Origin of the sequence: Saccharomonospora iraqiensis subsp. iraqiensis, assembly GCF_000430445.1 — a bacterium.
GTDB classification, from domain to species: domain Bacteria; phylum Actinomycetota; class Actinomycetes; order Mycobacteriales; family Pseudonocardiaceae; genus Saccharomonospora; species Saccharomonospora iraqiensis.
The window spans coordinates 45,879-69,909 of sequence record NZ_KE387092.1 but is presented as its reverse complement, the minus strand read 5'-3'; the positions used below and the strand labels follow the sequence as shown (position 1 = coordinate 69,909).

Annotated in this window: 23 protein-coding genes and 1 pseudogene; 8 read left to right on the top strand and 16 right to left on the bottom strand. The window is 70.8% G+C overall.

Features of this window, described 5'->3' with window-relative positions:
* Positions 1-421 (top strand): prolyl oligopeptidase family serine peptidase (locus tag ACTIR_RS23210; RefSeq protein WP_034239861.1); only part of this gene is annotated, 421 nt, incomplete at its 5' end.
* A 118-nt stretch (positions 422-539) separates the two neighbouring features.
* On the opposite strand, the gene ACTIR_RS0113235 is transcribed toward ACTIR_RS23210, so the two are convergent.
* The gene (locus ACTIR_RS0113235) at positions 540-1,016 is read right to left on the bottom strand and encodes a Dps family protein (RefSeq protein ID WP_026454650.1); all 477 of its coding nucleotides are present in this window, start codon (positions 1,014-1,016) and stop codon (positions 540-542) included.
* 82 nt (positions 1,017-1,098) lie between these two features.
* A complete protein-coding gene (locus tag ACTIR_RS0113230; protein ID WP_026454649.1) occupies positions 1,099-1,677 on the bottom strand; it encodes an NADPH-dependent FMN reductase in 579 nt (192 codons plus the stop codon).
* Positions 1,678-1,862: 185 nt separating this feature from the next.
* Between ACTIR_RS0113230 and ACTIR_RS0113225 the strand changes: the two genes are divergently transcribed.
* Positions 1,863-2,888, top strand: coding sequence for an alpha/beta hydrolase (locus ACTIR_RS0113225; RefSeq protein ID WP_411431330.1), 1,026 nt, complete (start codon positions 1,863-1,865; stop codon positions 2,886-2,888).
* Positions 2,889-3,000: 112 nt separating this feature from the next.
* On the opposite strand, the gene ACTIR_RS0113220 is transcribed toward ACTIR_RS0113225, so the two are convergent.
* Together ACTIR_RS0113220 and ACTIR_RS0113215 are read right to left on the bottom strand one after the other, a co-directional pair.
* Positions 3,001-4,443 carry a catalase gene (locus ACTIR_RS0113220; protein WP_026454647.1) on the bottom strand — a complete coding sequence of 481 codons (1,443 nt, stop codon included), beginning with the start codon at positions 4,441-4,443 and terminating at the stop codon, positions 3,001-3,003.
* A gap of 97 nt (positions 4,444-4,540) precedes the next feature.
* Entirely contained in the window at positions 4,541-4,987 is a 447-nt protein-coding gene (locus ACTIR_RS0113215; RefSeq protein ID WP_026454646.1) for a Fur family transcriptional regulator, read from the bottom strand.
* Positions 4,988-5,101: 114 nt separating this feature from the next.
* Here ACTIR_RS0113215 and ACTIR_RS23205 point away from each other — a divergent pair.
* Positions 5,102-6,350: pseudogene (locus tag ACTIR_RS23205) on the top strand (MFS transporter).
* On the opposite strand, the gene ACTIR_RS0113205 reads toward ACTIR_RS23205, so the two are convergent.
* From ACTIR_RS0113205 to ACTIR_RS0113195, 3 genes are all read right to left on the bottom strand, one after another.
* Positions 6,289-6,678 carry a hypothetical protein gene (locus ACTIR_RS0113205; RefSeq protein ID WP_026454645.1) on the bottom strand — a complete coding sequence of 130 codons (390 nt, stop codon included), beginning with the start codon at positions 6,676-6,678 and terminating at the stop codon, positions 6,289-6,291. The pseudogene ACTIR_RS23205 and the gene ACTIR_RS0113205 overlap by 62 nt on opposite strands.
* Before the next feature lie 234 nt (positions 6,679-6,912).
* On the bottom strand, positions 6,913-7,989 hold the full coding sequence (locus ACTIR_RS0113200) for an aspartate-semialdehyde dehydrogenase (RefSeq protein ID WP_026454644.1): 1,077 nt from the start codon (positions 7,987-7,989) through the stop codon (positions 6,913-6,915).
* A complete protein-coding gene (locus ACTIR_RS0113195) occupies positions 7,989-9,251 on the bottom strand; it encodes an aspartate kinase (protein WP_026454643.1) in 1,263 nt (420 codons plus the stop codon). The genes ACTIR_RS0113200 and ACTIR_RS0113195 overlap by 1 nt, the downstream gene beginning before the upstream one ends.
* Before the next feature lie 270 nt (positions 9,252-9,521).
* Between ACTIR_RS0113195 and ACTIR_RS0113190 the strand changes: the two genes are divergently transcribed.
* Positions 9,522-10,121, top strand: coding sequence for a nitroreductase family protein (locus ACTIR_RS0113190; protein ID WP_026454642.1), 600 nt, complete (start codon positions 9,522-9,524; stop codon positions 10,119-10,121).
* Positions 10,122-10,251: 130 nt separating this feature from the next.
* On the opposite strand, the gene ACTIR_RS0113185 is transcribed toward ACTIR_RS0113190, so the two are convergent.
* Entirely contained in the window at positions 10,252-10,647 is a 396-nt protein-coding gene (locus ACTIR_RS0113185; RefSeq protein WP_034239903.1) for a hypothetical protein, read from the bottom strand.
* Between the two features lie 334 nt (positions 10,648-10,981).
* On the opposite strand from ACTIR_RS0113185, the gene leuA reads away from it, so the two are divergent.
* Positions 10,982-12,820, top strand: a complete 1,839-nt coding sequence (gene leuA / locus ACTIR_RS0113180; protein WP_233345905.1) for a 2-isopropylmalate synthase — start codon at positions 10,982-10,984, stop codon at positions 12,818-12,820.
* A 180-nt stretch (positions 12,821-13,000) separates the two neighbouring features.
* Entirely contained in the window at positions 13,001-13,588 is a 588-nt protein-coding gene (locus tag ACTIR_RS0113175; protein ID WP_026454639.1) for a DedA family protein, read from the top strand.
* A 229-nt stretch (positions 13,589-13,817) separates the two neighbouring features.
* On the opposite strand, the gene ACTIR_RS0113170 is transcribed toward ACTIR_RS0113175, so the two are convergent.
* Together ACTIR_RS0113170 and ACTIR_RS0113165 are read right to left on the bottom strand one after the other, a co-directional pair.
* Complete coding sequence (locus ACTIR_RS0113170) at positions 13,818-14,420, bottom strand: response regulator transcription factor (protein ID WP_026454638.1); 603 nt, start codon at positions 14,418-14,420, stop codon at positions 13,818-13,820.
* 1 nt (position 14,421) lies between these two features.
* Complete coding sequence (locus ACTIR_RS0113165; protein ID WP_026454637.1) at positions 14,422-15,636, bottom strand: sensor histidine kinase; 1,215 nt, start codon at positions 15,634-15,636, stop codon at positions 14,422-14,424.
* A gap of 148 nt (positions 15,637-15,784) precedes the next feature.
* Between ACTIR_RS0113165 and ACTIR_RS23200 the strand changes: the two genes are divergently transcribed.
* Positions 15,785-16,813 (top strand): ABC transporter ATP-binding protein, encoded by a 1,029-nt coding sequence (locus tag ACTIR_RS23200; RefSeq protein ID WP_065388583.1) that lies wholly within the window; start codon positions 15,785-15,787, stop codon positions 16,811-16,813.
* Positions 16,810-17,565, top strand: a complete 756-nt coding sequence (locus tag ACTIR_RS0113155; protein ID WP_026454636.1) for an ABC transporter permease — start codon at positions 16,810-16,812, stop codon at positions 17,563-17,565. Before ACTIR_RS23200 ends, ACTIR_RS0113155 begins: the two co-directional genes overlap by 4 nt.
* 109 nt (positions 17,566-17,674) lie before the next feature.
* On the opposite strand, the gene ACTIR_RS0113150 is transcribed toward ACTIR_RS0113155, so the two are convergent.
* From ACTIR_RS0113150 to ACTIR_RS26630, 6 genes are all read right to left on the bottom strand, one after another.
* A complete protein-coding gene (locus tag ACTIR_RS0113150; RefSeq protein WP_084789490.1) occupies positions 17,675-18,772 on the bottom strand; it encodes an ABC transporter ATP-binding protein in 1,098 nt (365 codons plus the stop codon).
* Positions 18,769-19,764 (bottom strand): ABC transporter ATP-binding protein, encoded by a 996-nt coding sequence (locus tag ACTIR_RS0113145; RefSeq protein WP_026454634.1) that lies wholly within the window; start codon positions 19,762-19,764, stop codon positions 18,769-18,771. The genes ACTIR_RS0113150 and ACTIR_RS0113145 overlap by 4 nt, the downstream gene beginning before the upstream one ends.
* Positions 19,765-19,770: 6 nt before the next feature.
* On the bottom strand, positions 19,771-20,751 hold the full coding sequence (locus ACTIR_RS0113140) for an ABC transporter permease (RefSeq protein ID WP_026454633.1): 981 nt from the start codon (positions 20,749-20,751) through the stop codon (positions 19,771-19,773).
* 3 nt (positions 20,752-20,754) lie between these two features.
* Entirely contained in the window at positions 20,755-21,780 is a 1,026-nt protein-coding gene (locus ACTIR_RS0113135) for an ABC transporter permease (protein ID WP_026454632.1), read from the bottom strand.
* Positions 21,781-21,790: 10 nt separating this feature from the next.
* Positions 21,791-23,467: an ABC transporter substrate-binding protein gene (locus tag ACTIR_RS0113130; RefSeq protein WP_026454631.1), complete on the bottom strand. Its 1,677-nt coding sequence runs from the start codon at positions 23,465-23,467 to the stop codon at positions 21,791-21,793.
* Between the two features lie 162 nt (positions 23,468-23,629).
* Positions 23,630-23,920 carry a hypothetical protein gene (locus ACTIR_RS26630; protein ID WP_161629636.1) on the bottom strand — a complete coding sequence of 97 codons (291 nt, stop codon included), beginning with the start codon at positions 23,918-23,920 and terminating at the stop codon, positions 23,630-23,632.
* Positions 23,921-24,031: the final 111 nt, after the last annotated feature.

Here is a 24,031-nt window from a genome sequence, read left to right as displayed (position 1 = left end):
CGGCTACCTCACCCTGCTGGCGCTGGGCACCCAGCCGCAGCGGTGGGCCGCCGGTGTGGCGGGGGTGCCGGTGGCGGACTACGTGGCCGCCTACGAGGACGAGATGGAGCCGCTGCGGGCGTTCGACCGCGCGCTGTTCGGCGGCTCGCCGACCGACGTCCCGGACGTGTACGAACGGTGCTCACCGCTGACCTACGTGGACGCGGTGCGGGCTCCGGTGCTGGTGCTGGCCGGGGACAACGACCCGCGCTGCCCGATCCGGCAGATCGAGAACTACCTCGACCGGCTGGCCGCGCGGGGCATCGACCACGAGTTCTACCGCTACGACGCGGGCCATGGCTCCCTGGTCACCGCCGAAACGATCACCCAGGTCGCCACCGAGGTCCACTTCGCGATGCGCAAGCTCGGCCTGGCGGCCTGACCCGCGGCCGAGGTGACCGTGAAGGGCACCTTCCCTGCGCTCAGCGCAGTGAGGGGCACTTTCCCTGCGCCGGGTGCAGGGAAAGTGCCCCTCACGACAAAACCGGGGACGGCGGTGGTCAGGCCTGCTGCGCCTGCCACATCCAGTGCTGCTTCTCCAGTTCCTGGGTGATCTCGATCAGCAGGTCCTGGGTGATGAGGTCGCTCTTGTCGGTCTCGTCGACCCGGACCCGCATCCGCTGGATGAGCACGCTGAGGATCTCGACGATCTTGTCCACCGTCTGGTCGGTGCTCTGCCAGTTCTCCGGGTACTCGGGCAGTCCGGAGTTCTCCGCGACGGTTTTCGCCTTGCCGTTCGGGGAGACACCGATCGCGTTGGCGCGTTCGGCGGCGCTGTCGGTGTAACCACGCGCGAGTGTCGTCAGCTCGTCGAGCTGCAGATGCACGCTGCGGAAGTTCTTACCGACGACGTTCCAGTGCGCCTGCTTGGCGATCAGTGCCAGGTCGACCAGGTCGACGACGGTCGTCTGCAGGGCGCTCGCCGTCAGTTCCTTGTCACTGTCCTTGAGCGGGCTCGTGATGGGCGAATTCGCCATCGTGCTCCTCCTCCGTGGTGCGTGACTCCTCGCCGCACGGCGAGCTCGGTCCAGAAGGAGCGTTACCCGTCAGCGTGAACGGTCAAACACCACCCGCACGGGCGAGGGCGAACTCGGCGACCTGCCTGCCGATCATCTGGAGATTGCCCACGACCTTCTCGTCGGAGGCGCCGCCCGCCTCGTCGAACTTCACCTCGGCGGAGTTCACGGCACCACCGAGCGGTGTCGGCCAGCCGCGCAGGGCGTGCGCGATCGTGCGGAGCTGGTCCAGCGTGGTGACCGCCGCCTGCCACCCGTGCGCCACCGCGACGAGCCCGACCCCACGGCCGTCGAGGTACGGGCGGGCGTCCGAGCGCAGGTCCTCGACGTAGTCGAGGGCGTTCTTGACCAGGCCGGAGAGTGCGCCGTGGTAGCCGGGTGAGACGACGACGAGCCCGTCGGCCTCCCGCACCGCCTCGACGAGTGCGGTGGCCTCCGGCGAGCGCTGGTCGAGCGCGGCGTCGTAGAACGGGAGCGTGAGCGCGCTCCCGGTGACCGCCCTGGTCGTGGCCCCCGCGGCCTGCGCACCGGCCAGGGCGATGCGCAACGCCCGCTCGGACTGTGAGCCGTCCCGCAGGGATCCCCCGATACCGAGCACCTTGATCGCACGTGTCGCAGTCACGCTTCCGAGGCTAAACGCTCGAGTCAGGTCGAGGACTACTTCGGTCGTGACGACCTGTGTCACAGTCACCACGGAGCACCCTCCGCGCTCACCCGGTCCGGTACGAGGCCGGTGACACCCGGCCTACCAGCGAGTAGCCTCAGTCGGACCGACCGTTCGGACGAAGGGGACCCATGGCGCCATCGATGACGGTTCGCGTTCAGGCCGCCGCGGCCCAGCTGCTCTACGCCCTGCCCCGCCCCCTGCGCCGGGCACTCGCGGGCAGGCCCGTCCGCAGGGACGGCCAGGAACTCGCACTGGACGCACACCTGCTGCTCCGCCTGCAACAGTTGTCCGGGGCCGGGCTGACCAACGGTTCCGTCGCGGAGTCCCGCGCGGCACTGGACGCCTCCCGGCACCTGGTCAGCGGTCCGGCGATCCAGCCGGTCGACACCCGGGAGATCCCGATCCCCGCGCCGCACGGCGAGCTGCCCGCAACGCTGTACACCCCGCGGGATCCCGGGCCGGGGCTGCTGGTCTTCTACCACGGCGGCGGCTGGGTCGTCGGCAGCCGTGCCAGCCACGACAACACCGCACGCTTCCTCGCGAAACACGCGCAGGTCCGGGTGCTGTCGGTGGAGTACCGGCTCGCGCCCGAGCACCCCTTCCCGGCCGCGCAGGAGGACGCGCTCACCGCGTTCGACTTCGCCCACGCCAAGGCGGGCGATCTCGGCGCCGACCCGGACCGGATCGCGGTCGGCGGGGACAGTGCGGGCGGCAACCTGGCCGCGGTCACCGCACTGGTGACCACCCGCCGGGGCGGCCCCGCGCCCGCCTTCCAACTGCTGCTGTACCCGGCCGTGGACGCGACGGTACGGCGGCGTTCCCGGGACCTGTTCGCCGACGGGTTCTTCCTCACCGACGAGGAGATGACCTGGTTCCTGGACCACTACGCCCCCGAGGGGGTGGACCGGTCCGATCCGACGTTGTCGCCGCTGCTCGCCGACGACCTCACCGGGCTGCCGCCCGCCTACCTCGCCACGGCGGGATTCGACCCGCTGCGCGACGAGGGGGAGGCCTACGCCACGAAGCTGCGGCAGGCGGGCGTGCCGGTCGCCCTGAGCCGCCAGTCCGACCTCATCCACGGCTACGCCAACTTCCTCGGCGTCGGCAGGCGCTTCACCGAGGCCACCGCGGAGGCCGCCGGCGCCCTCCACATGGGTGTGGCGTGAAGGACCCCCTGCCTGCGTTCAACGCAACGAAGGCCCCCTTCCCTGCGTCGGATGCAGGGAAGGGGGCCTTCACGGCAACACCCGCCGCGTGCACGGGCGCGGAGGGGTCAGCTCACTTGCCGAAGGCCGAGGCGACGCGGTCGCCGAGGTCCTTGTCGACGTTGCGCCAGTACTCGAAGACCCGCTCCAGCACCGGCTCGGACACGCCCTTGCTCGCGTGGCCGACGATGTTGTTCACGAGGCGCTCGCGCTCCTCGTCGTTCATCACCTCACGCACCAGCGTGCCCGCCTGGCCGAAGTCGTCGTCCTCGGCGTGCAGGGTGTACGCCGAGCGCACGACCTCGTCGTCGATGCCGTAGGTGGCGGTGGTCTCCGAGGCCAGCTCCGGGTCGGCGTGCGCGCCGCCCATGGTGTTCGGCACGTACACCGGGTCGCCGGTGTTGCGGTAGCGCATCTGGCCGTCCTTGGAGTACGAGTTCACCTCGGACTTCGCCGCGTTCACCGGCAGCTGGGTGTAGTTCGCGCCGATGCGGTAGCGGTGGGCGTCCGCGTAGGCGAACAGCCGCCCCTGCAGCATCTTGTCCGGCGACGGCCCGATGCCCGGCACCAGGTTCGACGGCTCGAACGAGGCCTGCTCGATCTCGGCGAAGTAGTTCTCCGGGTTCCGGTTCAGCGTGTACTTCCCGACCTTGATCAGCGGGTAGTCGCTGTGCGGCCACACCTTCGTCAGGTCGAACGGGTTGAACCGGTAGGTCGCCGCGTCGGCGTACGGCATGACCTGGACGTACAGCGTCCAGCTCGGGTAGTCACCCTGCTCGATGGCGTTCCACAGGTCCCGGATGTGGTGGTCCGAGTCCGCGCCGGCCAGCCGGTCGGCCTCGTCCTGGGTGAGGTAGTCGATGCCCTGGTCGGTCTTGAAGTGGTACTTCACCCAGAACTTCTCGCCCCGGGCGTTCTCCCACAGGTAGGTGTGCGAGCCGTAACCGTTCATGTGCCGCCAGGTCTTCGGCAGGCCCCGGTCACCCATCAGCCAGGTCACCTGGTGGGCGGACTCCGGACGCAGGGTCCAGAAGTCCCACTGCATGTTGTGGTCGCGCAGGTTGTTGTCCGCGCGGCGCTTCTGCGAGTGGATGAAGTCCGGGAACTTGATCGGGTCCCGGATGAAGAACACCGGCGTGTTGTTGCCGACCAGGTCGTAGTTGCCCTGGCTGGTGTAGAACTTCACGGCGAAGCCGCGCGGGTCGCGCCAGGTGTCGGGGGAGCCGAGCTCGCCCGCGACGGTGGAGAACCGGATGAGGCTCTCGGTCCGCGCACCGGGCTGGAACAGCGCGGCCTTGGTGTACTGGCTGACGTCCTCGGTGACCTCGAGCACACCGAAGGCGCCGCCGCCCTTGGCGTGCACCACACGCTCGGGCACACGCTCGCGGTTGAACTGGGCGTTCTTCTCGATCAGGTAGTGATCCTGGAGCAGGATCGGGCCGTTGGTGCCCGCGGTGAGCGAGTCGTTGTCGCTGCCCACCGGGATACCGACGTTGTTGGTGGTCGGCTTGGTCACGCCGATGCCTCCTCGTCGTACGACTTGCGGGTCGGTGTCGTGCTTGGTCGGTGTCGTGCTTGTGGGTCGGTGTGTGTTCACGGGTCGGGAATCCTGCTCACGGGCCGGATTCCGCGGACGGGGCCTGCTGACAGGCGGGGCACAGTCCCCAGAAGACGACCTCCGCCTCCTCGACCGCGAAACCGCCGAGGTGGGACGGCCGCAGGCAGGGCGCCGCACCGCGGACGCAGTCGACGTCCTCGGCGTGTCCGCACCGGCGGCAGACGAGGTGGTGGTGGTTGTCCCCGGTTCGTGTCTCGAACCGGGCGGGATGCCCGGCCGGTTCGATCCGCCTCACCAGTTCGGCGTGCGTACAGGCTCCGAGCACGTCGTAGACCGCCTGCGTGGACACGGATCCGAGTGCGTCGCGCACTCCCGCGGCCACCTGGTCGGCCGTCGCGTGCGGGTGCTCGGAGAGCCACTCGAGCACGGCCAGCCGGGGCGCGGTGACGCGCAGGCCGGCCGCCTTGAGGTGGTCCCGTACAGGGCTTTCCCGGTGAGGCATGACGTCCCCAGCATGCCCAGCTTTCTGGAATCAGTCAAGAAAACACCCTCTGTCGGGTGATCGTCACGGGAAATGGCTTGCACGGCCGTACCAGGTTCGGGTTGTGTCCGGGAGGTGGCGCTGAAGTCCTACCTCCCCGTACTCCGGATCCCGGGCGTACCGACGTCGATGCTGCTCATGTTCGCCGCGCGACTGCCGATGACGGCGACCGGGATCACGCTGACCCTGCACGTGGTCGGCGATCTCGGCCGCGGCTACGGGGCCGCGGGACTGGTCGGGACCGCCACGATGGCCGGGACCGCGCTGGCGGCCCCGCTGCTCGGCCGGATGATCGACCGGCACGGCCTGCGCCCGGTGCTCGCGGTGTGCGGGACGGTGTCCGGGGTGTTCTGGATCGCCGCCGGGCACCTGCCCTACGAGGTCCTGCTCGTCGCCGCCCTGCCCGCCGGGGCGCTGGTGGTCCCCGCGGGGTCGGTGGCACGCCAGGTGCTCACCGCGCTCGTCCCCGAACGGCAGCGGCGCACGGCCTTCTCGCTGGACATGATGTCGCTGGAGCTGACCTACATGACCGGCCCGGTGGCCGCGATCGCGCTCACGACGCAGGTCTCGTCCACGGCCACCCTCACCGTGATCGGCCTCGCCTTCGCCGCACCCGCCGGCGCGCTGATGTGGCTCGACCCACCCGTGCCGCGCCCCGGGGGAGGACGTCCGGGGCTCCGCGGCGCGCCCCCCGCTGCGGACGTGGGTCAGCAGGCCGCTCGTGGCGACGCTGCTCGTGGCCATGGGCGCGTTGTTCGTGCTCGTGGGCACCGAACTGGCCACCGTCGCCGCCCTGCGGGAGTCGGGTGAGGTCGCCTGGACCGGAGTGGTCATCGCGGTGATGTGCGCGGCGTCACTCGCGGGTGGACTCGTGCACGGCGCGGTGTCGCGTTCGCTGCCGCAACCGGTGCTCATGGTCGCGCTGGCGGTGCTGGTGCTCCCGGTCGGCCTGGTGAGCGGGCCGTGGTGGGTGCTCGCGCTCGCGCTGATCCCGTCGAACCTGCCGTGCGCGCCCACGCTCGCCGCCACCACGGAGTCGGTGAGCAGGCTGGTCCCGCACACCGTGCGCGGCGAGGCGATGGGCGTCCAGGATTCGGCGACCCGGATGGGACTGGCGCTGGGCAGCCCCGTCGTCGGGTGGGTGCTCGATCACGCTGGCCCGGCGTGGGGCTTCGCCGCCTCCGGGCTCGGCGGGCTCACCCTCGCCGCGGTCGGCGCGCTGCTGCTGGTGCCGGGACGACCCCGGCCGGGGCGCCGCCGGCTCAGAAGCACGCCTGCCGGAGCTGGTCGAGCTGTGTCAGGTTCCGCTGCAACCACTGGTTGAAGTTGTCCAGCCCGTCGACCTTACGCTGCTCCAGCTCCACGTACCCGTCGGCCAACTGGAACAGCGACTCCTGCACGCTCTGATCGGCGACCTCGTGGCCCAGCTGACGCAGCTGCTCGGCCTTCTCCCCGGCCTTCGCCGCGGCCTGCTCCGGATCGAGATTCGGTTTCAGATCGACGATGCCGAGCGCCTCGCTGCACGCGCTCGCCTTGTCGGTGGCACCGTCCACCTGCTCGATCGTCTCCCCCACCTCGCCGCACCCCGCGGTGAGCGCCACCACCGACAACACGGCGGCCGCCGACGCGACCCGGACACCAGAGATCCTCATGACGACGACCGTACCGGCGTCGGCCCGGTCGGTGGTAGTTCCGCCCAGCGCAGCCGGGCGCGTGGCCCCCGGACCGGGACCGCTCGCCGGAGCGGAGCGAGCCGGTGTTCGACCTTCGAGTCCGTCGAGACCTGACGATGGTGGCACCCGGAGACACCACGCGGCGTGCTTCCGCGCCCGGCCCCACCGGGTGACCCCGGACGCACCGCCGACCGTGTCCGCCTGCGGGGTGCCTCAGTCGGCCTCGGCGATCAGTTCAGCGATCTGCACCGTGTTCAGCGCCGCGCCCTTGCGGAGGTTGTCCCCGGTGACGAACAGGGCCAGTCCGCGCCCGTCGTCGACGCCCGGGTCCACCCGGATCCGGCCCACATGGCTCGGGTCGGTGCCCGCGGCCTCCAGCGGCGTCGGGATGTCGGACATCCGCACCCCCGGGGCCGTGGCCAGCAGGCTGCTCGCCCGCTCGGCCGACAGCGGCCGCGCGAACTCGGCGTTGATCGAGAGCGCGTGCCCGGTGAACACCGGGATCCGCACGCAGGTGCCGGACACCCGCAGCTCGGGGATGTCGAGGATCTTGCGGCTCTCGTTGCGGAGCTTCTGTTCCTCGTCGGTCTCGTTCGTCCCGTCGTCCACCACGGAGCCGGCCATGGGCAGCGCGTTGTAGGCGATCGGACGTGCGTACTTGGCGGGCTCGCCGAGGTCGACCGCCGTGCCGTCGTGGGTGAGGTCGGTGGCGCGGTCGCCCGCGGCCCGCACCTGCTCGGCGAGCTCCTCCACCCCGGCCAGGCCGCTGCCGGAGACCGCCTGGTAGGTGCTGGCCACGAGCCGCACCAGGCCCGCCTCGTCGTGCAGTGGCTTGAGCACCGGCATCGCCGCCATGGTGGTGCAGTTCGGGTTGGCGATGATCCCCTTGCGGGCGTCCTTCACCGCCTGCGGGTTGACCTCGCTCACCACCAGCGGCACGTCCGGGTCCAGCCGCCAGGCCGAGGAATTGTCGATCACGGTCACGCCCGCCTCGGCGAACCGGGGCGCCTGTGCCTTCGACGTCGCACCGCCCGCCGAGAACAGCGCGATGTCCAGCCCGGACGGATCCGCGGTGGCGACGTCCTCCACCACGACGTCCGAACCGTTGAACGGCAGGGTGCTACCCGCCGAGCGCGAGGACGCGAAGTACCGCATCTCGGCGACCGGGAAGTTCCGCTCGGCCAGCAGCCTGCGCATCACCGCGCCCACCTGGCCGGTGGCGCCGACGACGCCGACCCGGAGGCCGGTGTTGTGCGCTGTCGCGTTCTGCGCTGTCGCTTTCTGCGCCATCAGCGACCACTCCCCGCGTAGACGACAGCCTCTTCGTCGCTGCCGAGTTCGAAAGCCTCGTGGATCGCGCGCACGGCGTCGTCCACCTGCGCGTCCCGGATCAGCACCGAGATGCGGATCTCCGAGGTGTTGATGATCTCGATGTTCACGCCCGCCTCGGCCAGCGCCTCACAGAACGACGCGGTCACCCCGGGGTGCGAGCGCATCCCCGCGCCGACGAGCGAGACCTTGCCGACGTGGTCGTCGTAGACCACCGCCGAGAAGTCGAGCTCCGACTTGATCTTCTCCAGCTCGCTGACCGCGCTCGGGCCGTTGGCCTTGGACAGCGTGAAGGTGACGTCGGTGCGGCCCGCCGTGTTGGAGATGTTCTGCAGCACCATGTCGATGTCGATCTCCGCGTCGGCCACCGCCCGGAAGATCCGGGCCGCCGCGCCGGCGTGGTCGGGCACGCCGGTCACGGTGATCTTGGCCTCGGACCGGTCGTGGGCGACGCCGGTGATCAACGCTTGTTCCACGGGGATCTCCTCAATCGAACCGGTCACGGTCGTGCCCGGCTTGTCACTGTAGGACGAGCGGACCCGGATCGGCACGCCGTACCGGCGGGCGTACTCGACCGAGCGCAGGTGCAGGATCTTCGAACCGCTCGCGGCGAGCTCCAGCATCTCCTCGTACGGGACCGTGTCCAGCCTGCGGGCGTCCGGGACGATCCGCGGGTCGGAGGTGTAGACCCCGTCCACGTCGGAGTAGATCTCGCACACGTCGGCGTTCAGGGCCGCGGCCAGGGCGACCGCGGTGGTGTCGGACCCGCCGCGGCCGAGCGTGGTGATGTCCTTGGTGTCCTGGGCGACTCCCTGGAACCCGGCCACGAGGGCGATGTAGCCCTGTTCGAGCGCCTCGGTGACCCGCGACGGGGTGACGTCGATGATGCGGGCGTTGCCGTGCACGGACGTGGTCACCACCCCGGCCTGGGAGCCGGTGAACGACCACGCCTCGGCACCCTGCGCGGAGATCGCCATCGCGACCAGGGCGTTGGAGATCCGTTCCCCCGCGGTGAGCAGCATGTCCATCTCCCGCTCCGGCGGGACGGGATTCACCTGCTCGGCGAGATCCAACAACTCGTCGGTGGTGTCGCCCATCGCCGAGCACACGACGACCACGTCGTTGCCGGCCTTCCGGGTGGCCACGATCCGTTCCGCGACGCGCTTGATGCGGTCGGCGCTCTCCAGCGACGAACCACCGTACTTCTGGACTACGAGCGCCACTGCCTCGCTCCTCCTCGCTGCACGCCTGCCACGCCGATCCGGTCTCGGCTCGCGGCGCTACGGATCGTTTCGCCGCTCCAGGGTACCGGGGCGACGCGGGACGGATACCCGGCTTTGTGGCACCGACCACTGACGACGTGCGATTTCGTGCCGCGGGTGGCCCCACCGGGCGGACTTCGGCCCCGCCCCCGCCGGTACCGGAATCCTTCCGGCCCCGGGCCGCGGCATCACCCGGCCGGGGAAGGGCGTGCCCGCCTACTCTGGACGGCGATGAGTGACAAGGACGCCGACACCAGTGTGCCCGTACACGAACTGATCGCCCGGCGGTGGAGCCCGCGGGCGTTCGACGCCGAGGCGACGGTCGACCCGTCGCGGGTGCGCGCCCTGCTGGAGGCCGCGCGCTGGGCGCCGTCGTGCGGCAACAGCCAGCCCGCCCGCTACCTCGTGGGCAGGCGCGGCGACGACACCTTCCGCCGCATCCTCGGGGCGCTCACCGAGCGCAACCAGTCGTGGGCGCACCGCGCGAGTGTGCTCATGGTGGCGTGCGCGCGGATGCGCAACGAGAAGGGCGACGTGCCCTACCCGGAGTACGGCGTGGGCCTGTCCACCGAGAACCTGGCCCTGCAGGCCGTCGCCGACGGGCTGGCGGTGCATCAGATGGCCGGGTTCGACCGGGACACCGTCCGCCGGGAGTTCGCGTTGCCGGACGAGTTCGAGCCGCTGGCGGCGATCGCGGTGGGGGTGGCCACCGACGCCGACGTGCTGGCCGACGACCGCGACATTAGCCGGGAGACCGCCCCGAGGGAGCGCCTCCCCCTCGCGGAATTCGCCTTCACCGACACCTGGGACACCCCCGTCTTCCCGTCCTGACCCGACGGGGTCACCGGGTGGTTGCCGTGAAGGACTCCTTCGCTGCGTGTGACGCAGGGAAGGAGTCCTTCACGGCACCCGGCGCGGGCAAGGGGGCTTCGCGGCGACCACCCCGGGCGGGCGGGGCCGCTCAGCTGCGGCCGGCGCCGCCGACGAGCCGGATGATGCGGGTGACCAGGGACGAGGCGACCAGCCAGAACACCGCCGCGAGGCCGTGGTTGAGCAGCACCGCGAGCTGCGGGTCGTCCGGGACGAACATGTCCTCGAAGCCCAGTGCGAGCCGCTCCGCGGCGTCGGCGACGAACGACACGATGCCGTTGTCCGGGTTCGCCTCGCCGATCACGAAGACGACGTGGAGCACGAGCACGACGGCGAAGGCGAGCCCCACCCACCGGACGAGGGTGGCGAGCAGCTCGACGCCCCGGTCCCGGGCGGCGTGCCAGTCGGTCCGGCGCTTCGGACGCGGTCCGGACTCGGCCTCCTCCGCGGGGGGCCGGCCGTCGGGGCCCGCCGACGAGGCGGGCATGGCGCGCGTCGTGTCGGCCGTGGTGTCCCTGCCCTCGGCGTGATGTTCACCCATGCCGGGATTTTCGCACGCCGGCCCCGCCCTGGCTACGCGCCAGTAGCCCCACGGTGGGACCGCGCATAACGGTTCCACAACGACCCCCGGGGTTCCGTCCGCGGCCGGACCGGCGTTAGGCTGACGTCCGTGGCGCTCTCGCTCCTCCTGCTTCGCTGCCGCGACGGGGCCTGATTCGGACCGGCTCCCCGTCGCGGGGTTCGCCGGTGTTCTCACACGCCGCAGCGCCGGCCGTCGATCGTGCCCGAACCGACCAAGCAGCAGGAGCTTTCCAGCCATCATGAGCACTTCCGATTTCCGGACGTCCGACGCACCCGATTTCCACACCTCCCCCGGCAGCGTCTCCGGCGCCGGATCCGCGAGCCGCATCCGGACGCCGTCCCGTCCGGCGCCCGAGAGTCAGCCGTTTTGGAACAAACAGAAGGGCAGTACGATGCCCTACGACCGGTACGAACCGTGGTACCGGCTGGTGGAGGACATCCGGCTGCCCGACCGCACCTGGCCGGACACCCGCATCGAGACCGCGCCGCTGTGGTGCGCGGTCGACCTGCGCGACGGCAACCAGGCGCTGATCGACCCGATGTCGCCCGCCCGCAAGCGCACGTTTTTCGACCTGCTCGTGCGCATGGGCTACAAGGAGATCGAGGTCGGTTTCCCCGCCGCGAGCCAGACCGACTACGACTTCGTCCGGGAGATCATCGAAGAGGACGCGATCCCGGAGGACGTGCACATCCAGGTGCTGACCCAGTGCCGCCCCGAGCTGATCGAGCGCACCTTCGCGGCGCTGGAGGGCGCCCCGCGGGCGATCGTGCACATCTACAACTCCACCTCGATCCTGCAACGGCGGGTGGTGTTCCGGGAGGAGCGCGAGGGGATCAAGAAGATCGCCACCCAGGGCGCCGAACTGGCCGCCGAGTACGCGGCGAAGTACTCCGACACCGAGTTCCGGTTCCAGTACTCGCCCGAGTCCTACACCGGCACGGAGCTGTCCTACGCGGCCGAGGTGTGCAACGCGGTCACCGACATCTGGCAGCCCACGCCGCAGCGGCCGGTGATCCTGAACCTGCCCGCCACCGTGGAGATGGCCACGCCGAACGTCTACGCCGACTCGATCGAGTGGATGAGCCGCAACCTCGAACGGCGGGACGGGGTGATCCTGTCGCTGCATCCGCACAACGACCGGGGCACCGGCATCGCCGCCGCCGAACTGGGTTACCAGGCGGGCGGTGACCGGATCGAGGGCTGCCTGTTCGGCAACGGCGAGCGCACCGGAAACGTCGACCTGGTCGCCCTGGGGATGAACCTGTTCAGCCAGGGCATCGACCCGCAGATCGACTTCTCCGACCTGGACGAGATCAAGCGCACCGTCGAGTACTGCAACCAGCTGCCGGTGCACGAGCGCAGCCCGTGGGCGGGCGACCTGGTGTTCACCGCGTTCTCCGGCAGCCACCAGGACGCGATCAACAAGGGCTTCGACGCCCTGCGCGAGGCGGCCGACAAGCAGGGCGTGCCGCTGGAGCGGTTCCCGTGGGAGGTGCCCTACCTGCCGATCGACCCGAAGGACGTCGGCCGCACCTACGAGGCGGTCATCCGGGTCAACTCGCAGTCCGGCAAGGGCGGCATCGCCTACGTGATGCGCACCGAACACCAGCTCGACCTGCCGCGCAGGCTGCAGATCGAGTTCTCCCAGGTGATCCAGAAGCACACCGACGCCGGCGGCGGCGAGGTGGACCCGGACACGATGTGGGAGGCCTTCGCCGAGGAGTACCTGCGGCCGCGCACCCCGCTGGAGCTGATCAGCCAGCATGTCCGGGCGGACGACAGTGGTCTCTACCAGCTCACCGCCACGATCCGGCTGGACGGCGAGGAACAGGAGGTCGTCGGCAGCGGCAACGGCCCGATCGCCGCGTTCTTCGACGCGCTGGCGACGGTGGGCTACGACCTGCGGCTGCTGGACTACAGCGAACACACCCTCAGCCCCGGTGACGACGCCCGGGCGGCCTCGTACATCGAGTGCGCCGTCGAGGACCGGGTGTACTGGGGTGTGGGCATCGACCCGTCGATCGTCACGGCGTCCCTGCGCGCCGTCGTCTCGGCGGTGAACCGCGCCCACCGCTGAGGCCGTCCCCCGGGTGTGGCGTGAGGGGCACTTTCCCTGCGTGTACTGCAGGAAAAGTGCCCCTCACCGCTCCCGACGGAGGGAACGTGCCCTTCGCGTCAACTCACGATCCGGCAACGGTGCGGTCACGACCGGGCGAGTGCTGAATAGTTCTCAGCTTCCGGCGCGTTGAGTGGTCGTGTGGACCTCTCGACCGCTTCGCTGTTCGGCCTCTTCGTCGTCGCGGCGATCCCGCTCGCGCCGACCGAGGTGGCGCTGATCGGCATGGGCTTCGCCGCGACACAGGGGGACGTGTCACTCGTGCCGGTCATCGGCGTCGGGGCCGCGGGTTGCCTGGTCAACGACCTCGCGCTGTACGGCCTGGGCAGGCACGGCGTGTCCCGTGTGCTCGGTCGGCTGCGGGGGCGCCCGGCGGTGGAGGAGAGCACCCGCTGGATCGGTGACCAACTCGACCGCCGCGGCATCACCGCACTCGTCCTCGCCCGGTGGCTGCCCGCGGGCGGCACCGCGGGCTCGCTGGTGGCCGGGTCGCTGCGCTGGTCCAGGCCGGGGTTCCTGACCGCGTCCGGGATCGGCGTGCTGCTCTGGTCCACCTACGCCGCGGGCCTCGGCTACCTCGGGGGCGAGCTCGTGCGGCAACCCCACGTGAGCCTGCTGCTGTCCTTCGGCGTCGCACTGACGATCGGCACGGTGGCGGCCGCCGTGGCGCGGCGGGAGCGTGCTCCGGCACAGCGCAGCAGCGACTCGTGCCTGTCCGCCCGACGGTGAGCCGCCCCGACGGCGACCACGGCGCCGCCGTGCTCCGGCATCCGGGTCCGCGGTCGGCATCCGCTCGGCCTGATCGACAGCGTGCGCGCCGGACGTCTCGACCGACGGCCGTACCAACCGTGCTCCCCCACATGGAACGTCGACTCGCGGACATGGAACGTCGACTCGGGGGTACGGAACGTCGACTCGCGGACATGGGGTGGCGACTCGCCGGGCTCGCCGGGCTGGGTCAGATCCAGCCCTCCTCCCAGGCGCGTCGGGCGGCGGCGTAGCGGGTCTCCGCGTCGAGTTTCGACATCGCCGAGGACAGGTAGTTGCGGACCGTGCCCTGGGCCAGGTTCGTCGCCGCGGCGATCGACGCGACGGTCGCGCCGTCCAGGCTGTGCCGCAGCAGCTCCAGTTCCCGCTCGCTGAGCGGGCACGCCGACGCCGAGAGTGCCGAGGCGGCCAGCTCGGGATCGACGTAGCGGCCCCCCGCGTGCACGTCCCGCAGGATCGCCGACAGTTTCGGCGCGGGCGTCACCTTGGGCACGAACGCGCGCACCCCGGCGCCGAGCGCGCGTTTGAGCACCCCGTGCCGGGCGTGCCGGGTGACGATCACGACGGGGACGTCCGACTCCGCCCCGATCGTCTCGGCGGCGGCCAGCCCGTCCGTCCCCGCCATCTCCAGGTCCAGCAGGACGAGATCCGGGCGGTGCTCGCGGGTCAGCTCCACCGCGGCCGCACCGTCGGCCGCCTGGGCGAGGACCTCGATGTCCGGCTCCAGGTCGAGCAGACTGGCCAGCGCCCCCCGCACCAGATCCTCGTCATCGGCGAGGACGACCCTGATCATCTCACCACACCTCCCGTGCCCGTCCGGTCAGTTCGTACCGGTCGTCGCCCGTGCGTCCCGCCGTCACCTCACCGCCGATGGTGGCGAACCGCTCGCGCAGGCCCCGCACACCGCTGCCCGCGGTGTCCGGGGTATCCGGGGTGCCGGCCGTATCGGCCGGGACGGCGACGTGGCCGACACCGTCGTTGCCGAGTCGCACGGTCACCCCGTCGTCGTCCACGTGGACATCCAGCTCGCACCGCCGCGCCCGGCTGTGCCGCAGCACATTGGTGGTGCCCTCCCGGACCAGCGCACCGAACGCCCGCTGCAACGGCGGTGCGATCCGGGCCGGGTCGCCGTGCACCGTGACCTCGATGCCCGCCGCGCGCATCAGCTCCACCGCATTGTCGATCTCGGTGTGCAGGTCGATCTCCCGGTAGCCCTTCGCGAGTTCCCGGGTGTCGGTGAGCGCCGAGCGCGCCAGCCGGGTGAGTTCCGCCGCGTGCCCGCGGGCCGCCGCGTCGTCCGTGCCGATCAGGCGCTCGGTGAGTTCGCCCTTGAGCGCGATGGCCTGCAGCGAGTGCCCCTGGATGTCGTGCAGGTCGGCGGCGAACCGGAGACGCTCACGGGTGGCCGCCAGTTCCCCTTCGAGCGCCCGCGCCCGGTCCAGTTCGAGCACGATGTCCCAGAACCGGGCCGACAACAGGTCGGCGAACGCGAGCGCCGCGACGATCACCGCGGCCACCGCCACCGTCTCCGGGACCGACACCTCCGGCACACGCCGCCAGGACAACGCGAGCGCGCCGGTCACGGCGGTGGCCGACACGAGCCCGACCGTCAGGCGGCCCCGTTGTCCGTGCGGGGCGCTGACCACCCCCGCACCGCCGACGAGGGCGGGCAGCAGCGACCAGAGCGCCGGGTTCGGCGTGTACCGCGCCGCGTGCGCCCAGGCCAGGATCGCCACCGTGGTGGTGAGGATCTGTTCGACCCGACGGCGGCGCGCGAGTTCCACCGCCCTGGCCGCGTAGCCGAGGAACCGGAGGCGCTGCACGACGGCCGCGACCAGCAGGACCAGCAGCACTACCCGGTCCGCGGTGCCGAATCCGGCGGTGAACAGGTCGGACGCCAGCACCGGCGCCGTCACGAGACCGACGAACGCGAGCGATCCCCAGACGTAGCGACGCAGCCAGCGCATACGTCCCGGGTCGGCGGCGGCGACCGTGCCGGACTCAGCCATGGCACCAGGATGCCCGGCCGGGGCCGCACGGCGCGCCCCGGCCTGCAGAACCCGGGACATTTGTCATGCGTCCCCGGTGCGGATCCGCCCCGGAACCGGTGATCGCCGGTACTGGTGCCGGTGCCCAGCGGATTCCTACCGTAAAAGCGTGTTCACACCAGTCATCGAGGCGGACGGTCTCCGTTGCGCCTACGGATCGTTCGAAGCGGTCTCCGGGGTCGACCTCGACGTCCGCCAAGGCGAGTTGTTCGCACTGCTCGGCACCAACGGGGCGGGCAAGACGACGACGTTGGAGACGTTGGAGGGGCTGCGCAGACCCACGTCGGGCACCGTGCGCGTGCTCGGCCTGGACCCGTACGCCGACCGGCGGGAGGTGCGCAGACGCACCGGGGTCATGTTGCAGGAGAGCGGGTTCGCGGGGGATCTGACCGTCGCCGAGACCGTCGCGTTGTGGCGGGAGCTCGGCAGCAGACCGTCCGACGCGGACACCGCGATGGAGATGCTCGATCTGGCCCACCGCAGGGACGTACGGGTCAAACAACTCTCCGGCGGGGAACGACGACGGCTCGACCTGCTGCTGGCTGTCCTCGGCAGACCCGAGCTGGTCTTTTTGGACGAGCCGACCACGGGGCTGGATCCGGAGTCCCGGAAGGCGGCCTGGCAGGTCCTGCGCGACCTGCTCGCCGAGGGGGTGACAATGCTGTTGACCACCCACTACCTCGACGAGGCGGAGAGCCTGGCCCACCGGCTCGCGATCATGCACGAGGGCCGGATCGACGTCTCCGGCAGCCTGGTCGACGTGCTGGCCGCGGAACGGGCCCGGATCGGCTTCGACCTGCCCGCCGAGGCACCGGCGGACACGCTTCCCGCATTCGTCGGCGAGCTCGACCGGGATCGGCTCGCCGTGGGTCGGGTCGAACTGCGCACCACCGACCTCGAACGGGACCTGACCGCCGTTTTGCAGTGGCGCAGCGCCCACCAGGTGCCGCTGCTGCGCTTCCACGCCCAGCACGCCTCACTCGACGACGTCTTCCACGGGGTCGTCAACCGCGGACGGTTCGGCCCCGTGGCACCCACCGCCGGTCCCGGCACGGCCGGTCCGAGCGGCACGGTCGAGGCGAACGTCGGTGCCGGCGCGACCGGCGCGACCGGCGAGGACGAGGAGGGGCGGCGATGAACCGCACGGCACACCAGATCCTCGCGCTGCTGAAAACCGAGACGAAACTGGTCGGGCGCAACGCCACGGTCGCGGGCACCGCGACCCTCTTCCCGATCGGGATGGCCGTGTTCCTGGTGTGGTCCGGCCGGGGAACGCTGGGGGCGCTCGGCTGGGCGCTCCCGGTGGCGCTCGCGCTGGCCGTGATGTGCGGGATGACCGTCTACATCACCACCACGCTGACCCTGACGGCCCGCCGGGAGGATCTCTACCTCAAACGGCTGCGCACCAGCGAGTGCTCGGACGCGACGATCCTCACCGGCCTCAGCTCACCGCCGTTCCTGCTGGGCTTCGTCCAGTGCCTGCTGGTCGTGGCGATCGTGTGGGTCGGCGGCCCCGCGGCACCCACGAACCTGCCGCTGCTGTTGGTGGGCGTGGTGCTCACCGTCGCCCTGTGCACGCTGCTCGCGATCGCGACCACCGGGCTGGTCTCCACCACCCAGCAGGCCGACATGGCCGCGATGCCGTTCTTCCTGTTCCTGTTGGGCACCGCCATCTGGGCGGGCACCAACGGCGCGGGCGGCCCGGACACCGTCCAGCTCCTGCTGCCCGGCGGGGCACTGGTCGAACTCTCCCGGCTGGCCTACCACCCGGACCTGGGGTTCACCACCCAGTTCACCGACGCACTGCCCGCCCTCGGCGTCCTCACCGCCTGGACCCTGCTGGGCGCGGCATCGGCGAAACGCCTCTTCCGCTGGGACCGCCGCGTGTGACCGTGAAGGCCCCCTTCCCTGCGTCGGATGCAGCGAAGGGGGCCCTCACGGCGCCGGGCGCAGGGAAGGGGGCCTTCGCGGCCGGAGCCTCAGGGCGCGCGGGGACCGGTCAGGACGGTGCGGAGGCGGGGTCCGAGGAGCGTGGGGACAGTCGTCCGGCCAGGATGTCCTCGGCGTAGTGGCAGGCCACGCGGTGGCCGTCGCCCAGGTCCCGCAACTCCGGGCGGTCGGTGTCGCACAGCGTCTCCTGCCGCCACGGGCAGCGGGTGTGGAACCGGCAGCCGCTCGGCGGGTCGGACGGCGACGGCAGGTCGCCGGTGAGCAGGATCTGCTCCCGGGTGTCCTCCACCGTCGGGTCCGGCACGGGGACCGCCGAGAGCAGCGCCTTCGTGTAGGGGTGCCGCGGCTCGGCGTAGAGCGCGTCCGCGTCGGCCTCCTCCACCAGCGCGCCCAGGTACATCACGCCGATGCGGTCGGAGATGTGCCGCACCACGGCCAGGTCGTGCGCGATGACGACGTAGGTCAGGCCGAACTCCTCCTGCAGCTCCTCCAGCAGGTTGAGCACCTGGGCCTGCACCGACACGTCCAGCGCCGACACCGGCTCGTCGGCCACGATCAGATCCGGCCGCAGCGCCAGCGCCCGCGCGATGCCGATGCGCTGCCGCTGACCGCCGGAGAACTCGTGCGGGTACTTGCGCAAGGCGGTGCGCGGCAACCCGACCGCGTCCAACAGCTCGACCAGCCGCTGCCGGGTGGACTCCCGGTCGGTGTCCAGCCCGTGCGCCCGCATCCCCTCGATCAGCAGCGACTCCACCGACTGCCGGGGGTCCAGACTGGACAGCGGGTCCTGGAACACCATCTGCATCCGTTTGCGGGTGCGCCGCAGCGACTCCCCCTTCAGGGCGGAGAGGTCGTCGCCGTCGAAGGTGATGCGGCCGCCGCTCGGCTCGATGAGTCGCAGCAGCGCCCGGCCGAGGGTGGTCTTGCCGCAGCCGGACTCGCCGACCAGGCCGTAGGTCTCGCCCCGGTTGACCCGCAGACTCACCCCGTCCACGGCATAGACGTGGCCGACGGTGCGGTCGAACACCACCCCGCTCTTGATCGGGAAGTGCACCGTCACGTCGTCCAGCGCGAGCAGCTCCCCACCCTCGTCCACATCGGACGACGAAGCCGGGGCGCGGTCCGTGGTCGTGGATTCCGTCGTCATCGTGCTCCCTCCGCCACGGCGGCCCCGGTTCCGACCGGATTGTGGCACCGCAGCATCCCACCCCGGTCGTCGGTCAGCTCCGGCGCGTCGGTCCAGCAGGCCTCGACCGCGTTCGGGCACCGCGGCGCGAACGCGCAGCCACGGGACCAGGGGATGTTGTCGGCCACCGACCCCTTCACCGGCACGAGCTTCTCCCCGCGCGGCGCGGTCAACCGCGGGATCGAGGCCAGCAGCCCGTGGGTGTACGGGTGGCGCGGCTCGGCGAACAGCGCGTGCCGCTGCGCGCGTTCGACGATCCGCCCGCCGTACATGACGTTGACCTCGTCGCACAGGCCCGCCACGACCCCGAGGTCGTGCGTGATCATAATGAGCGCGGTGTCGGTCTCGGCCACCAGGTCCCGCAGCAGCCGCAGGATCTGCGCCTGGATCGTGACGTCCAGCGCCGTGGTCGGCTCGTCGGCGATGAGCAGCTTCGGGGCACACGCCAGCGCGATGGCGATGAGCACCCGCTGCCGCATCCCACCGGAGAGCTGGTGCGGGTACTCCCGCACCCGGCGCTTCGGGTCCGGGATGCCGACCCGGCCCAGCAGCTCGACGGCCTCCGCCTTCGCCTGCTTCCGGGTCAGGTCGCGGTGCCGCAGCAGCACCTCGGTGAGCTGCACCCCGATCTCCACGACCGGGTTCAGCGAGGACAGCGGATCCTGGAACACCATGCCGAGGTCGCGCCCGCGCCGGGTGTCCATCTCCTTCGCGGAGAGGCCGAGCAGTTCCTCACCCGCGAACCGGGCCGACCCGCTGATCTCCGCCCCCGCCGAGGGCAGCAGGCCCATCAGCGCCAGCGAGGTGACCGACTTGCCGCACCCGGACTCGCCGACCAGCCCGACCGTGCGGCCGGGCTCAACGTCGAAGCTGATCGAGTCCACGGCGGTCGTGGACGGCTCGCCCTTGCGGTGGAAGGTGACCGACAGGTCACGGACTTCGAGCAGTGCCATCGCCGGTCACCGCCTCTGCCGCGGGTCGAGCGCTTCCCGCAGCGACTCGCCGACGAGCGTGAACCCGAGGGCGACCACGATGATGCAGGCCGCGGGCCAGAACGCCAGGTGTGGCTGCGAGTCGAAGTAGTCCTGCGCGTTGCCGAGCATCTGTCCCCATTCGGGTATCGAGTCGTCCGCCGCACCGAGGCCGAGGAACGACAGCGCGGCGGCGTCCAGGATGGCGATGGCCAGCACCAGGGTGGACTGCACGATCACCGGGCCCAGCGAGTTCGGCAGGATGTGCCGGAACACGATGGCACCGCGTTTCACCCCGAGCGCCCGCGCGGCGAGCACGTGGTCGCTCTCCCGGACACTGAGCATCGTGCCGCGCAGCAACCGCGCGAAGATCGGTATCTGCACGATCGCGACGGCCAGGATCACCGAGAACTGGGTCTGCTGCGCGAACAACGCCCCGATGGACACCGCCAGCAGCAGCGACGGGATCGACAGCATGACGTCGACCACGCGCATGACGAACGTGTCCACCCAGCCGCCGAACGCGCCCGCGAGGGTGCCGAGCACCAGGCCGCCGCCCAGACCGATGATCGTGGCCAGCAGCGCCACCATCAACGTCTGCTGCGAGCCGAGCAGCACCCGGGACAGCAGGTCCCGGCCGTACTGGTCGCCGCCGAGCGGGTGCCCCGGCTGCGGCGGTGGGATCTCGTTGCGGGCGTTGGAGACCTGCTCCTCCAGCATCCGCAGACCCGGGTCGTGCTGCGCCAGCAACGGCGCCAGCAGCGCCAGCAGCACGAACAGGCCGATGATCGTCGCACCGACCAGGAACAGCGGGTTGCGCCGCAGCCTGCGCCAGGCCGAGACGGCCAGGCTCACACCCTCAACACCGCCGGACGGGTCCGGTTCCACCCCGGATCCGGTTCCGCCCGCCGGGGACCGGCCCGCCGTCTCGGCGAGCCGGTCGATCTTCGTGGCACGGGACGAGGCCATGAGCTACGACCCCACCTTCTGTGCCGACCGGATCCGCGGGTCGATCAGCGCGTACGAGAGGTCGACCACGAGGTTGACCAGCACGTACGCCGACGCCGCGGCGATGATGACCACTTGCAGCACGGGGAAGTCCTTGCGTTCGAATCCGAGCGCCAGCGCCTCGCCGATGCCGTGCCAGGCGAACACGGTCTCGGTGAGCACCGCTCCCGACAACAGCGCACCGGTCTGCAGGCCGATGGTGGTGACCACGGGCAGCATCGCGTTGCGCATGATGTGCCGGTCCCGGATCACCCGGCTCGCCAGCCCCTTCGAGCGGGCGGTGCGCACGTAGTCCTCGTCCAGCACGTCCAGCACGGACGCACGGGTGATCCGGAAGATCACCGCGAACGGGATCGAGGACAGCGCCGCCGCGGGCAGCAGCAGGTGTATCAGCGCGTCGAGCGCGGCGTCCCACTCCCGGGTCAGCAGACCGTCGAGCACGAAGAACCCGGTCACCCGGGTGGCGTCGAGCCCGACGCTCTGCCTGCCGCCGGTGGGCAGGATCCCGAGCTCGATCGAGAGCACGTACTTGAGCAGGAAGGCCAGGAAGAAGATCGGGATGGAGATCCCGACGAGCGAGCCCATGATGCCCAGGTTGTCCAGCCACCCGCCGCGCCTGCGCGCGGCGACGTAACCGAGCGGGATCGCGGTGACCAGCGCGATGAGGATCGCCGCGAGGCTCAGTTCGACGGTGGCGGGGAACCGTTCGAGGAACAGTTCCGAGGCGGGCTTGCCGGGCGAGACGCCCGTCGAGGTGCCGAAGTCGCCGGTCAGTGCCCGCCCGAGGAAGGCGAAGTACTGCACGATGATCGGCTCGTCGAGCCCGAGGGTCTGGCGCAGCTCCGCCCTGCTCTCCGCGGTGCCGCGGTTCCCGAGGAGGGCCGAGACCGGCCCTCCCGGGAGTGCCCGCAGCCACGCGAAGAGCAGGACGGACAGGACGAACATGACGAGTACGAGTTGCAGTACCCGTCGGACGGTGTAACGGAGCACGTGTCGGTTCTTACTCCGAGCCGAGGCTGACCGTGGCGAACTCCTCCTTGGTCAACGGGCTGGGAACCAGCCCCTCGACCTCGGAGTTCACCACGATGGCGGGCGGGGAGTGCGACAGCGGGATCGCCGGCAGGTACTCCGACATCAGCTTCCGGTTGAGCTCCTGGTACGCCGCGTTCCGTTCGGCGTCGTCCACGATGGAGTTCGCGTCCTGGAGTTCCTGGGCGAGCTGCTCACCCCACGGCGACGAGGCGGTGTGGAACTGCCCCTCCGGGTCGTTGAAGAAGCTGCCGAGGAAGTTGTTCGGCGAGTTGTAGTCACCGGTCCAGCCCAGCAGGAACAGCTGCGCCCGGGATTCCTCGACGTCGTCGATGTAGCCGCCGGTCCACGGCTTGCTGACCGCCTCGACGGTGATGCCGGCCTCTTCGAGGTCCTGGCGGAGCGCGCCGTAGACGGCCTCCGGGTTCGGCATGTACGGCCGGGTGACCTGGGTCGGCCACCAGAACTCGACCGTCAGGTCCTCGTGTCCCGCCTCGGCCAGCAGCTGCTTGGCCTTGTCCGGGTCGTGCGGGTACTCCTGGACGTCCTCGGCGTAGCCGTCCACCGAGTCCGGATACATCTGCTTGGCGACCTCGGAGTTCTCCGGCATGATCGAGCTGACCAGGTTGTGCCGGTCGAGGGCGTGGGCCAGGGCCTGGCGCACCTTCAGGTCCTGCAGCGCCGGGTTGTTCTTCTGGGTGATGCCCAGGTACAGGATGTTGAACGGGTCGCGGATCTTGACGTCGAAGCCCGCTTCCTCCAGCGCGGCCCAGTCCGCGGGCGAGGGCAGGTCGTAGCCGTCGATGTCGCCGGCCTCCAGCGCCTGCCTGCGGGCGGTCTCGTCCGGGATCACGCGGAAGATGAGTTCGTCCACCTTGGCGGACTCGCCCCAGTAGTCGTCGTTGCGGTTCAGCGTGATCGTGCCGTTGGCCTCGTCCCACGAACCGAAGGTGAACGGCCCGGTCCCGGTCGGGTGCTTCTGCGCGTACTCCGAGAAGACGAAGCTGTCGCCCTGGGCCTCGACCTCGTTGGCCTTGTGCTCGTCCATCGCCGTCGGGCTCTGCATGGCGAAGGCGTCCTGGCTCAGCATCGTCGGGAAGTCGGCGGTGAAGCGGGTCAGCTCCAGCTCGACGGTGTGCTCACCGGTCGCGGTGCAGGACTCGTACAGCGAGTCCTTGTCCTCCCCGGCGAACCCGCCGAAGTTGTTGATCCAGTAGTACGACAGCGCCGCGGAGGCGCCCGCACCGGTCTGGTTGTGCATGCGCTCGAAGTTGTCGCAGACCGCCTGACCGTTGAACGGCGTGCCGTCGTGGAAGGTCACGCCCTCCTGGAGGGTGAACTCCCAGTTCGTGCCCTCCTCGTTGGTGGCCTGCCACTCCTTGGCCAGCTCCGGCTCCAGCTCGGCGGTGCCCGGCTTGATGCCGACCAGGTTCTCGTACATCTGCCGCGTCACGCGGAACGTCTCGCCGTCGGAGGCGTAGAACGGGTCGAAGTTCGCCGGGGCGCCCGCGGCACCGAAGACGAACGTGTCGCCACCCTCACCGGATCCCCGGTCGGACTCGGCACACGCGGCCATGGAGAACGCGAGCGCACCCGCGAGCCCGGTCAGGGCTGCGCGGCGCCATCGGCCCACCCGCAACTGATGCATGTTGACACCTCTTGAGCGAACATCGGTTCGAACCCACGCCCTGTCCGGACGCGGCGGATGTCGGGACCCTAGCGGTTATCGGCCGTTTACTTAACCCCCGGAAATTACGATCCTGACACGACATCGCCCGATGTGATCGAAAACAGCGGGTAGCGAAGACACTCAGTAGCGATTCCGGCGTCCGGATGGGCTCTTCTGGTCTGAACGTGTGACGCGTGTCGTGATATCGGCGGTGGCGACGCGCTGGGTCGCGTGCGCACCGGTCAGGTCCACCGCGTACCAGCCGCGCTCGAACCGCTGCCACGCCGTCAGGTGCGGTCGGGTGTCCTCGCCGTCGCGCGCCACCGCACGCTCCAACCGGGACACCGGGTCGGGGTCGGCCACCCAGCACAGCGCCGACAGGCGCGGCCGGATACGGGCGCGGCCGGACGAGAAGCCCTCGATCACCAGCACCCCGGGCACCGGAACCCGCACCCACGCGCCGGGCGCCGGCTCGCCCGCGCTCCACTCGATGCGGCGGTAGCCACCGGGGCCGTCCCCCGGCGAGCGGGGTGAGCACGCCCG

Excerpts from the sequence above, each read along its gene's own strand:
- ACTIR_RS0113235 (WP_026454650.1), bottom strand. The coding sequence starts at position 1,016 with ATGGCGAATTCGCCCATCACGAGCCCGCTCAAGGACAGTGACAAGGAA.
- ACTIR_RS0113225 (WP_411431330.1), top strand. The coding sequence starts at position 1,863 with ATGACGGTTCGCGTTCAGGCCGCCGCGGCCCAGCTGCTCTACGCCCTG.
- ACTIR_RS0113215 (WP_026454646.1), bottom strand. The coding sequence starts at position 4,987 with ATGCCTCACCGGGAAAGCCCTGTACGGGACCACCTCAAGGCGGCCGGC.
- ACTIR_RS0113205 (WP_026454645.1), bottom strand. The coding sequence starts at position 6,678 with ATGAGGATCTCTGGTGTCCGGGTCGCGTCGGCGGCCGCCGTGTTGTCG.
- ACTIR_RS0113200 (WP_026454644.1), bottom strand. The coding sequence starts at position 7,989 with ATGGCGCAGAAAGCGACAGCGCAGAACGCGACAGCGCACAACACCGGC.
- ACTIR_RS0113190 (WP_026454642.1), top strand. The coding sequence starts at position 9,522 with ATGAGTGACAAGGACGCCGACACCAGTGTGCCCGTACACGAACTGATC.
- ACTIR_RS0113185 (WP_034239903.1), bottom strand. The coding sequence starts at position 10,647 with ATGCCCGCCTCGTCGGCGGGCCCCGACGGCCGGCCCCCCGCGGAGGAG.
- leuA (WP_233345905.1), top strand. The coding sequence starts at position 10,982 with ATGAGCACTTCCGATTTCCGGACGTCCGACGCACCCGATTTCCACACC.
- ACTIR_RS0113170 (WP_026454638.1), bottom strand. The coding sequence starts at position 14,420 with ATGATCAGGGTCGTCCTCGCCGATGACGAGGATCTGGTGCGGGGGGCG.
- ACTIR_RS0113165 (WP_026454637.1), bottom strand. The coding sequence starts at position 15,636 with ATGGCTGAGTCCGGCACGGTCGCCGCCGCCGACCCGGGACGTATGCGC.
- ACTIR_RS0113155 (WP_026454636.1), top strand. The coding sequence starts at position 16,810 with ATGAACCGCACGGCACACCAGATCCTCGCGCTGCTGAAAACCGAGACG.
- ACTIR_RS0113150 (WP_084789490.1), bottom strand. The coding sequence starts at position 18,772 with ATGACGACGGAATCCACGACCACGGACCGCGCCCCGGCTTCGTCGTCC.
- ACTIR_RS0113145 (WP_026454634.1), bottom strand. The coding sequence starts at position 19,764 with ATGGCACTGCTCGAAGTCCGTGACCTGTCGGTCACCTTCCACCGCAAG.
- ACTIR_RS0113140 (WP_026454633.1), bottom strand. The coding sequence starts at position 20,751 with ATGGCCTCGTCCCGTGCCACGAAGATCGACCGGCTCGCCGAGACGGCG.
- ACTIR_RS0113130 (WP_026454631.1), bottom strand. The coding sequence starts at position 23,467 with ATGCATCAGTTGCGGGTGGGCCGATGGCGCCGCGCAGCCCTGACCGGG.